10 protein-coding genes are annotated in these 9,757 nt (G+C 74.2%); 4 read left to right on the plus strand and 6 right to left on the minus strand.

The genetic code is table 11. From position 1 onward, the window contains the following. Together JNW87_RS28920 and JNW87_RS28925 are read left to right on the plus strand one after the other, a co-directional pair. Positions 1-567 (plus strand): class F sortase (locus JNW87_RS28920; protein ID WP_255544470.1); only part of this gene is annotated, 567 nt, incomplete at its 5' end. Positions 568-618: 51 nt separating this feature from the next. Next, on the plus strand, positions 619-1,566 hold the full coding sequence (locus JNW87_RS28925; protein WP_238454746.1) for a threonine/serine dehydratase: 948 nt from the start codon (positions 619-621) through the stop codon (positions 1,564-1,566). A 33-nt stretch (positions 1,567-1,599) separates the two neighbouring features. Here the strand turns inward: JNW87_RS28925 and JNW87_RS28930 are convergent, their stop codons facing one another. From JNW87_RS28930 to JNW87_RS28950, 5 genes are all read right to left on the minus strand, one after another. After that, the gene (locus JNW87_RS28930; protein WP_109803546.1) at positions 1,600-1,950 is read right to left on the minus strand and encodes a DUF2203 domain-containing protein; all 351 of its coding nucleotides are present in this window, start codon (positions 1,948-1,950) and stop codon (positions 1,600-1,602) included. Positions 1,951-2,116: 166 nt separating this feature from the next. Continuing rightward, positions 2,117-2,935, minus strand: coding sequence for a pyrroline-5-carboxylate reductase (gene proC, locus JNW87_RS28935; RefSeq protein ID WP_238454747.1), 819 nt, complete (start codon positions 2,933-2,935; stop codon positions 2,117-2,119). A 72-nt stretch (positions 2,936-3,007) separates the two neighbouring features. Beyond that, on the minus strand, positions 3,008-4,036 hold the full coding sequence (locus tag JNW87_RS28940; RefSeq protein WP_109803558.1) for a 6-phosphofructokinase: 1,029 nt from the start codon (positions 4,034-4,036) through the stop codon (positions 3,008-3,010). 178 nt (positions 4,037-4,214) lie between these two features. Beyond that, positions 4,215-4,598 carry a pyridoxamine 5'-phosphate oxidase family protein gene (locus tag JNW87_RS28945; RefSeq protein WP_238454748.1) on the minus strand — a complete coding sequence of 128 codons (384 nt, stop codon included), beginning with the start codon at positions 4,596-4,598 and terminating at the stop codon, positions 4,215-4,217. Between the two features lie 205 nt (positions 4,599-4,803). Further along, positions 4,804-5,301, minus strand: a complete 498-nt coding sequence (locus JNW87_RS28950) for a polyadenylate-specific 3'-exoribonuclease AS (protein ID WP_109803543.1) — start codon at positions 5,299-5,301, stop codon at positions 4,804-4,806. A gap of 245 nt (positions 5,302-5,546) precedes the next feature. On the opposite strand from JNW87_RS28950, the gene JNW87_RS28955 reads away from it, so the two are divergent. Continuing rightward, a complete protein-coding gene (locus tag JNW87_RS28955) occupies positions 5,547-6,239 on the plus strand; it encodes a Crp/Fnr family transcriptional regulator (protein ID WP_109803542.1) in 693 nt (230 codons plus the stop codon). A gap of 73 nt (positions 6,240-6,312) precedes the next feature. On the opposite strand, the gene JNW87_RS28960 is transcribed toward JNW87_RS28955, so the two are convergent. Continuing rightward, the gene (locus tag JNW87_RS28960; protein ID WP_109803541.1) at positions 6,313-6,525 is read right to left on the minus strand and encodes a hypothetical protein; all 213 of its coding nucleotides are present in this window, start codon (positions 6,523-6,525) and stop codon (positions 6,313-6,315) included. A 179-nt stretch (positions 6,526-6,704) separates the two neighbouring features. Between JNW87_RS28960 and JNW87_RS40905 the strand changes: the two genes are divergently transcribed. Then, on the plus strand, positions 6,705-8,906 hold the full coding sequence (locus tag JNW87_RS40905) for an adenylate/guanylate cyclase domain-containing protein (protein ID WP_238454749.1): 2,202 nt from the start codon (positions 6,705-6,707) through the stop codon (positions 8,904-8,906). The last annotated feature ends 851 nt before the right edge of the window (positions 8,907-9,757 follow it).

Genomic DNA, 9,757 nt, shown 5'->3' on the forward strand with positions numbered 1-9,757 from the left:
ATCGGCACCGGCGGCACCGTGAGCCCGCCACCGGCCGTCGCCTGGCGGCCCAGCTGCGCCGCCGACTGCTCACCCGATCACCGCACGCCCGCCGGACGCCCCCCGTGCCGGGTACGCGTGCCCCGGATCGGCGTCGACTCCCCGCTGGCCGTGCTCGGGCTGGACCGGGCCGGCGCGCTCGTCCCGCCGGCCGACTTCGCCCGGGCCGGCTGGTACGGGGGCGGGCCCGCCCCCGGCGACCCCGGACCGGCGGTGCTCGCCGGCCACCTCGACTCGCGCGCCGGCCCGGCCGTCTTCGCCCGCCTCGGGGAACTGCGCCCCGGCGACCAGGTCGAGGTGCGCCGGGGCGACCGGTGGCTGCCGTTCCGGGTCACCGGCTCGCTGCGCGTCGCCAAGGACCGCTTTCCCACCACCCGCGTGTACGGTCCCACCCCCGGTCCGGAGTTGCGCCTGGTCACCTGCGGCGGCGACTTCGACCGCCGGCGCGCCCACTACCGCGACAACGTCGTGGTCTTCGCGGTCGCCGAGTCCCCGGCCGACCCGTTGCCCAGCTCCGCAGCCGGCTGACCCGATGCTCGGGGACGCCGCCGCGCGTGCCGACGGGCTAGGCTTTTGGAAATGCGGCTGGTGACGGGCGACGACATCACGGCGGCCGAGAAGCGCCTGGACGGGCGGGTGGTCCGGACCCCGCTGCTGGCGGCCCCCTCGCTCGGCGCGCAGCTCGGCCTGCGGATCTCCGTGAAGGCGGAGAACCTCCAGCACACCGGCAGCTTCAAGGCGCGGGGCGCGATGAACGCGCTGCTCGCCCGCGCCGAACGCGAGGGCATGCCGGCCGGGCTGGTGGCCTTCTCCGCCGGCAACCACGCGATCGCGGTGGCCTTCGTCGGCCGCGCCTTCGGGCTGCCCACCGTGGTCTGCATGCCGCCGGCCGCGGTGCCCAGCAAGGTGGACACCGTCCGCCGGCTCGGCGCCGAGGTGGTCCTCACCCACGACCTGCTGGACACCGCGCAGGGCCTCGCGGCCGAACGCGGCTACCACCTGCTGCCGCCCTTCGACGACCCCGACGTGATCGCCGGCCAGGCCACCATCGGCCGGGAGCTGCTGGCCGACGGCCCGGTCCCGGCCCTGGTGCTGGTGCCGGTCGGCGGTGGGGGCCTGATCAGCGGCATCGCCGCGGCGGTGAAGGAGGCCTCCCCCGCCACCCGGATCGTCGGCGTGGAGCCGGACGGCGCGAACGCGATGTCGTACGCCCTGCGCACCGGCACGCCCACCCCGCCGGTACGACCGGCCTCGGTCGCCGACGGTCTGGCCGCCCCGTTCGCCGGACGGCACACCCTGGCCCACGTCCGGGCGCTGGTCGACGACGTGGTGGAGGTGCCGGAGGAGTCGATCCTCCCCGCCTGGTCGGACCTGGTGGACGCGACGAAGCTGCTGGTCGAGCCGGCCGCCGCGGTGACCCTGGCGGCGCTGCGCGCGGGTCTGGTCACGGTGGCCCCCGACGACCGGGTCGTCCTGGTCCTCAGCGGCGGCAACGTGGACCGGTCCCGCCTCGCCGCCCTCGGCTGACCGCCCTCCCGTCCCGGCCGGCCGGTGGCCGGGTCAGATCGGGCGGCGGCCGGCGAAGCCGCACTCCACCCGGTGGTACCAGCGCACGTCGGAGTCGCCCTCCAGCCAGCACCAGAGCACCTGGCGGCCGTCCCGCTCGCCGGGGAAGTCCAGCAGCACCGGGGCGATCCCCTTGACCTGGATCTCGTGGGTGTGGAACTCGTCCACGATGGCGTGCAGCCGGGCTTCGAGGGCCTTGACCTCGGCCAGCCCGCCGAGCACGCTGGCCCCGTGGTCGGCCAGGTCGACCCGCAGCTCGGCCAGGTCGGCCCGGTGCCGGATCAGCTCGTCGACGCGCGGCCGCAGGGTGGCCACCAGATGGCGTGCCTGGGCGAGAGTGAACACCGCGCCAGTATGCGGCACGGTGCGGCCCCCGCTCGCCCCCGCCGTCGGACGCCGCGGAAGACGCGTGCACTCCGGCTCCCCGACGTGGGGGTGTCCGACACCTGCGGATGCCGCCACCTCCCGAGCTGGGGTCGATCACCGGCCCGAGCCGGGCGGGGCGGATGGCTCACTCGGCCTGGGCGGCCAGTTCGCGGGCCCGGTCGCGGGCGGCTTCCAGCGCCGCCAGCATAGCCGCGCGGACGCCGTGGTTCTCCAGCTCGCGGATCGCCGAGATGGTGGTGCCGGCCGGTGAGGTGACCGCCTCGCGGAGCTTGACCGGGTGTTCGCCGGAGTCGCGCAGCATCACCGCCGAGCCGATCGCGGTCTGCACGATCAGCTCGTGCGCCACCTGCCGCGGCAGGCCGAGCAGGATGCCGGCGTCGATCATGGCCTCGACCAGGAGGTAGAAGTAGGCCGGGCCGGAGCCGGAGAGGGCGGTCACCGCGTCCTGCTGCGACTCGGGCACCCGCAGGGTCGAGCCGAGCGGCTTGAACATCTCCTCGGCGAGCGCCAGGTGCTCCTCGGTGGCGTGGGCGCCGGCGGAGATGGCGCTCATCGCCTCGTCGACCAGGGCCGGGGTGTTGGTCATCACCCGGACCACCGGGGTGCCCTCGGGCAGCCGGCGGCTGAAGAAGGTGGTGGGCAGGCCGGCGCAGAGCGAGATCACCAGCTTGTCGGCGGGGACCTTGGGGCCGATCTCGTCGAGCAGCGCTGCGGCGTCCTGCGGCTTGACCGAGATGGCCAGCACCGCCGCCTCGTCCACCGCGGTGAGGTTGTCCACCACCCGGACGCCGTACCGGGCGGTCAGCTCCTCGGCGCGGCTGGGCCGCCGGGCCGTGGCGAGCAGTCGCTCCACCGGCCAGCCCGAGCGGAGCAGGCCGGAGAGCATCAATTCGCCGATCTTGCCCGCGCCGATCACCGCGACCGTGTGCACCCCGGGTGCCATCGCGCCGTACCCCTCTCGGTGGAGCCGCGGCGCGGCGGTCCCCCGCGGGACCGCCGCACCGTCTGCCGTCGATCAGCTGCCGAAGAAGACCTCGGCCTCGGCGTACCGCTCCAGCGGCACGGTCTTCAGCTCGCGGGTGGCCTCGGCCAGCGGAACCCGGACGATGTCCGTGCTCTGCATCGCGACCATCTTGCCCCAGTCGCCCTCGTGCACCGCGTCGATGGCCTGGAGCCCGAGCCGGGTGGCGAGCACCCGGTCGAACGCGCTCGGGGTGCCGCCGCGCTGGATGTGGCCGAGCACGACCGTGCGGGCCTCCTTGCCGGTCTTCGCCTCCAGCTGCTCGGCGAGCCACTGGCCGATGCCGCCGAGGCGGACGTGGCCGAACGAGTCGAGCTCCTGGTTGTGCAGGACCATCTGGCCTTCCAGCGGCTGCGCGCCCTCGGCGACCACGACGATCGGGGCGTACTGGTGCTGGAAGCGCTTCTCGACGTAGCCGGCGACCTGCTCCACGTCGAACTGCCGCTCCGGCAGCAGGATCACGTTGGCGCCGCCGGCGAGGCCGGCGTGCAGGGCGATCCAGCCGGCGTGCCGGCCCATCACCTCGACGACCAGGGTGCGGTGGTGACTCTCCGCCGTGGTGTGCAGCCGGTCGATCGCCTCCATGGCGATGTTGACCGCGGTGTCGAAGCCGAAGGTGTAGTCGGTGGCGCCGAGGTCGTTGTCGATGGTCTTCGGCACGCCGACGACGTTGACGCCCAGCTCGTGCAGCTTGGTGGCGACGCCGAGGGTGTCCTCGCCGCCGATCGCGATCAGCGCGTCCACGCCCTGCGCGGCCAGGTTCTCCTTGATCCGCTCCACCCCGTTCTCGATCTTGAACGGGTTGGTGCGGGACGAGCCGAGGATGGTGCCGCCGCGCGGCAGGATGCCGCGGACCTCCGCGATGCCGAGCGGCCTCGACAGCCCCTCCAGCGGGCCCTTCCAGCCGTCCTGGAAGCCCACGAACTCGTGACCGTAGGTGGCGACGCCCTTGCGGACCACCGCCCGAATGACCGCGTTGAGACCTGGGCAGTCGCCGCCGCCGGTGAGCACGCCGATACGCATGATCTGCTCATCCTCCTGGAGCATCAGGTGAAGCCCGGATAAGCCCCAGGATATGCGTCAGATCAGACCATCGGCGCCGTTGCCGGCCCGGGGCGGGCCGTCAGTGCGCACTGTAGTCGGCGTGGGGGTCCGCCGACACCGCGCCCCGGCCGGTCCCGAGCGCCGGTCCGGCTACCGGTCAGTAGCTGACCTCGTGGTTCTCCCCCGCCTTCGGCGGCCGCCCGGTCACCGCCGCCCTGGCGAAGCCGAGCAGGTTCACCACCGTGCCGGCCGGCGAGTCCCAGTACTCGACCGAGCTCACGTGCACCTTGAGCAGCGTGATCCCCGGGGTGTCCAGCCCGTCCGGGAACCAGGTCTTCAGCAGCGGGTTCCACAGCCGTTCGGCGCGGGCCCGGTCCCAACCCTCCTGCGCGGTGCCCGCCACCGAGACCCAGGCGTGCCGGCGCTGGTCGGAGAACCCGACATTGACCTGCGGGTTCACCCGGATCTGGCGAACCTTAACGGAGTCGGCGTAGGCGAAGAACCACAGATCACCGTCGAACTCGGCGGCCTGCAGGCCCATCGGCCGGCTGACCAGCCGGCGTCCACGGCGGTCGTGGTGAGCAGGCAGATCCGGGCGTCCCTGATCAGCTCGGTGACCCGCCCCCGGGCGTCCGCGGCGGTGGTCGGCTCCTTGCTCATGGCGGCACTCCCTCGCATCGGATCGATGTCGAACGGTGCCCGGGACAGAACCGGTCAAACCTGCTGGACCCGACCTTCCGGGCAGATTACCGGCGGCTCATCGCCCGCCACCGGGCCAGGTTGTGCCGGGCGTCGACCAGGGCGTCGTGCCGATCCGCCTCGGCGTCCGGCAGCTTCGGGCGGCCCCGGTCGTCCCAGAGCTGGCGCAGCTCCTTGGTGAACCGGGGGATCTCCCGGGGCAGCGCCGGCATGGCGCCCCAGAGCTGGGCCAGCACCACGTGGTCGTACGCGGCGTACCAGGCCCAGAGCTCCAGCTGCTCGCCCGGCCGGTCCCGGATCGGCTCCATCAGGAAGTCGTACAGCTCGTCGCGGATGCGTTCCCGCGAGCGCCAGGCCCGGTCCGCCGGCGAGGGGAGCTTGTCGAGGACGTTGCGGCGCACCCAGGGCACGGCCCGGGAGTCGTCGAACTCGGTGGAGACCGCGTAGAACTCGCGGCCGTACTCGTCGACGACGCCGATCGACACGAGGTCGACGATCCGGCCGTCCTCGATGAATTCGCAGTCGTAGAAGTAGCGGTAGACCATCCCCGCCATCCTCGCCCACGACGGCCGGACGCCGGTCGGCGGGGCACGGGACGAGCCGGCCGGCGCCCCGGCACCGCAGCTCGGCAGGGTCACGGAAGTGTTTCCAGGGGTGTACAGCAAGCGACCGGACCGTCATGATCTGATGTGTACCGCTACCGGACGCCGAACCGGTTCAGAACCTCGTACCGGGGGCTGTCAGGTTCACCCGGCTGCGATTTGGTCCTTGACCGGGGAGGGGTTGGGCCGTGGAGGTTCGCCTGCCGGAGCCGGGTGACGCGCTCACGGGCGTGGAGATGTTCGCCGGACTCGAGCCGGAGGTGCGGCAACGCGTGATCGCCGCGGCGGTCCCGCGCACCTACCGCAAGGGTCAGCTGCTGTTCGTGGAGAACGATCCCGGCGAGTCGCTGATCGTGCTGCGCCGGGGGGCGGTGGCCGTCTTCCGCACCGCGCCCACCGGTGAGCGGGCGGTGCTGTCGGTGATCCGTCCACCCGATGTGCTCGGCGAGGTCTCCCTGTTGGACGCCTCCACCCGGTCCGCCTCCGCCGAGGCCATCGAGGACTCCGCCGCCCTCGCGCTGTCCCGACCGGCCTTCATGGAGCTCGTGCACTCCAACCCGCGGATCCTCGACGCGGTGATGCGCTCGCTCGGCGGGCTGATCCGCCGGCTCACCGAACAGAACGCCGACCACGTCTTCCTCGACCTGCCCGGCCGGGTGGCCAAGACGCTGGTCCGGCTGGCCGGGGAGAGCCAGGCCCCGATGATCACGATCGAGCTCAACCAGAGCCAGCTCGCCGAGATGGCCGGTGGTTCCCGGCAGAGCGTCAACCAGGCGATCGGCTCGTTCGCCAGCCGGGGCTGGCTGCGTACCGAGGGACGCCGGATCGTGGTGACCGACGTGGCCGCGCTGCGCCGCCGCGCCGGCATGAACGACCGCTGACGCGCCGCGCCGGTGTCGGACGTGGCCGAGGGCCGGGGTGGCGTCGCCGCCCCGGCCCTCGTCGGCACCGGCCTCAGACGCCGGCGCTGCCCGGCCCCGCCCAGGCGGTGGTGCTGCCGGGGCCGGCCCAGTCGGTGGTGTCCTTGCCGCCACCGGACCCCTCGCTGACGACCCCCTCCGCCTGCAGCGCGGCGAGCGTGGCGGCATCCACGTCGACCGACTCGCCCGCCGAGTGGTTGACCCCGTCGGGGTCGGTCCAGTCGCTCTCCAGCTTCACGTACACCATGGCGTATCCCCCTTGATCGCGGTCGGCATTCGGCCGCCTGAATGTAGCTCTTGACGCCGTCCGGAGAACTGTCCGCAAGCCAACAGCCCGGTACCTGACACCGCCGCCGGCGGCGATACTCACGGTGGACGCCGCGGGGGGCGCGGCGCCCGGCCGCGGGGCGGCCGGCAGATCCGCCAGTGGAGGGTGTCATCTCCGCGCAGTGTGACCGATGTGGACGTACCGCCGCCGACGGCGACCGCTTCTGCGGTGGCTGCGGCGCGGAGCTGGGTGCCGTCTGCCCGCACTGCCTGCGCCCGCTCGCCACCGACGTGACGTTCTGCACCTCGTGCGGGGCGCCCCGGACCGGGGCGCAGCGCCCCGCCGCGGCGCCCCAGGAGGACCGCCGCCGGGTCAGCGTGCTCTTCGTCGACCTGATCGACTTCACCCCGTACGTCGAGCGAACCGACCCGGAGCAGGTCCGCGGCATGCAGACCGGCTTCTTCTCGGCCGCCAAGCGGGTGGTCGGGCAGTACGGCGGCGTGGTCGAGAAGTACATCGGCGACGCGGTGATGGCGCTCTTCGGCGCCCCGGTGGCCACCGAGACCGACGCGCTGCGCTGCGTCCGCGCCGGGCTGGAGCTGCAGCGGGTGCTGACCCGGTTCGCCCCGACCGGCGCCGACGAGCTGCGGTTCCGGGTGGGCGTGGCGACCGGCGAGGCGCTGGTCGACGTGGCCGCCGCCCGGGACGGTGGGCAGGCCATCGTGGCCGGTGACGTGGTCAACACCGCGTCCCGGATGCAGTCGGTGGCGCCGCCCGGCGGGGTGCTGGTCTGCGGCGCCACCCACGCGCTGACCAAGGACGCCATCCGCTACTCCGAGCAGCCGCCGGTCACCCTGCGCGGGCGCTCCTCGCCGACCGAGGTCTGGCTGGCGCTGTCCCCGGTCCGCCGCCAGCCGACCGACCGGGAGCCGGACACCACCCCGCTGATCGACCGTGAGCACGAGCTGGGGCTGCTGGTCAACGCCCTGCACCGGTCGCTGCGGGACCAGATGCCGCAGGTGGTGACCGTCTTCGGGCGGGCCGGCATCGGCAAGAGCCGGCTCGTCCGCGAGCTGTACCGGCACGCCGGGCGGCTGGTCGACGAGCCGCTGACCTGGCGTACCGGGCGGTGCCCGCCGTTCGGCGAGAACGTCACGTTCGCCGCGCTGGCCGACGTGGTCAAGACCGAGGCGGGCATCCTGGACACCGACCCCGCACCGACCGCGGCGCAGCGGCTGGCCGCCGCGGTGACCGAGCTGGTCGGTCCCGGGGAGCGGGACCGGATCGTCGACGCCCTGCGCCCGCTGGTCGGGCTGACCGGCACCGCGCTGCCCGCGGAGGAGGCCGAGTCGGCGTGGCGGCGGTTCCTGCTGGCGCTGGCGGCCCGCCGACCCACCGTGCTGGTCTTCGAGGACCTGCACTGGGCCGACGACGCGATGCTGCGCTTCGTCGAGCTGCTCGGCGCGGCCGCCCGCGACGTCCCGCTGCTGCTGCTCTGCACGGCCCGGCCGGAGCTGGTCGACCGCGACCCGAGCTGGGCGGGGACGATCACCGGCTCGGTCACCATCACCCTGCCGCCGCTGCGGGACACCGGCATCGCCTCCCTCTACGCGCACATGTTCGGCCAGGCGGCCTTCTCCGCCGACATGCTCAGCCCGCTGGTCGAGGTGGCCGGCGGCAACCCGCTCTACGCCCACGAGTACGTCCGGATGCTGATCGAGCAGGGCGCGCTGCGCCAGTCGGGGCGCGGCTGGTCGCTGGAGAAGCACCTGGACCTGCCGATGCCGGAGAGCGTGCACGCGGTGATCGCCAACCGGGTGGACCTGCTCGACGCCAAGGACCGGGCGGTGCTGCTGGCCGCCTCGGTGGTGGGAGTGCAGTTCTGGCCGGGCGCGGTGGCCGCCGCCCTGGGCCTGGCGGTGGAGTCGGTGGAGCGGGCGCTGCGCCGGTTGGAGCAGCGCGACTTCGTGCACGAGCAGGCGGCGTCGACGATGGCCGGGCAGCCGGAGTTCCGGTTCCGGCACGTGCTGGTCCGGGACGTCTGCTACCAGCGGCTGCCGCGCACCGAGCGGGTGGCCCGGCACGAGCGGACGGCGGACTGGCTGGACGCGCTGTCGCAGAGCCGGGACACGACCTGGCGGAGGTCCTGGCGCACCACCGGTGGGCGGCGCACGAGATCGCCCGGACGCTGGACATGGACACCCACCGGTACGCCGGCCCGGCCCGCGCGGCGCTGCACCGGGCCGCCCGCCGGGCGTACGCGCTGCACGGCCTGGACGCGGCCGCCGGCCACGCGGGCCGCGCGCTCGGCCTGGCCGACGACGGCGACCCGGTGGGCCGGCTGCAACTGGAGCTGCTGAGCACCGAGATCTCCTTCTACCGGGACGGCAACACCTTCCTCTCCGGCGGCGGGCCGGAGCAGTTGCACACCCTCGCCGACCGGCTGCTCGCCCACGGCGACGACGCCTGCGCCGCCCGGGCCTGGACGCTGCTCGGCCAGGCGGCCTGGCTGCGCGCCGACCGGGCTACGGCGGTGGCCTGCCTGGACCGGGCGGTGGGGCTCTTCGAGCCGCTGCCGGACAGCGCCCAGAAGGCGGACGCGCACGCCGAGCTGGGCCGGCTGCACATGCTGAACTACGAGCGGGACGCGGCCGTCGCGGCGGCGGAGACGGCGGCGGAGATCGGCGAGCGGCTGGGGCTGGCGGAGATCCGCACCAACGCCCGGATCACCGCGGCCACCGCCCGCTACCAGGCCGGCGACCGGGTGGGCCTGGACGAGCTGCACGCGATCGTGGAGTTCAGCCGGGCCCAGCAGCTGCTGGCCCTGCCCCGGGCGATGCAGAACCTCGCGTACGCGGTCCGCGAGGAGGGCGACTGGCTGCGCTCGGACGCCCTGCTGTCGGCCGCGCCGGCGCGTACGGCCAGCGGGCAGACGCTGACCACCAGCTACTCCGGCGAGGCGATGCGGGCGTACTTCGACGGGGACTTCCCCCGCCTGCTCGCCGCCGCCGACGCGTTCGTGGACACGCCGACCGGTGGCTGGGACATGCAGGTCCGCGGGCTGCGCTCCTGCCTGCTGTGCTGCGCGGCGGCCGGTGCCGCCGGCGCCCCGGCCCGGATCGGACGTCGGGTCGGCCGGGGGGCCGGTGACCGGCGTGGTCAGGGTCGGCTCGGCCTGCGGGATCCGCTCCCCGTCGCCGCCGCCCGTCAG

It is taken from the genome of Micromonospora sp. ATA51, assembly GCF_016802855.1.
Lineage (GTDB): Bacteria > Actinomycetota > Actinomycetes > Mycobacteriales > Micromonosporaceae > Micromonospora > Micromonospora sicca.